The organism is Erwinia plantamica (assembly GCF_043420595.1).
Classification (GTDB): domain Bacteria; phylum Pseudomonadota; class Gammaproteobacteria; order Enterobacterales; family Enterobacteriaceae; genus Erwinia; species Erwinia aeris.
Map to the genome: position 1 here is coordinate 1 of NZ_JBGCUC010000148.1, position 341 is coordinate 341.

General features: G+C 51.0%; 1 tRNA gene and 1 other RNA gene. Both read left to right on the forward strand.

The window, feature by feature from the left end:
• Window position 1: 1 nt before the first annotated feature.
• Window positions 2-77, forward strand: a tRNA-Lys gene (locus AB3U87_RS22550).
• A 12-nt stretch (window positions 78-89) separates the two neighbouring features.
• Window positions 90-213: non-coding RNA, RtT sRNA (locus tag AB3U87_RS22555), on the forward strand.
• Window positions 214-341 lie beyond the last annotated feature (128 nt).

Below are 341 nucleotides of genomic sequence, written 5' to 3' on the forward strand. Positions count from 1 at the left end.
CGGGTCGTTAGCTCAGTTGGTAGAGCAGTTGACTTTTAATCAATTGGTCGCAGGTTCGAATCCTGCACGACCCACCATTACTAAATGGTAACCGCTGTAAAACGTGAAGGATGTGAACCTGCAGCAGGTTCGGTTGAGCGAAGCGAAACAACGTTGCGTTAAGCAACGGGCCAGCAGGCCGAGGAACGCCGAGTCATCCTGCACGACCCACCATTACTAAAATGGTAACCGCTGTAAAACGTGAAGGATTATCTTTCACGAAAAGAAGTACCGAAGTGGGTGATTAGCTCAGTTGGTAGAGCATCTCCTTTACACGGAGGGGGTCGGCGGTTCGAGCCCGT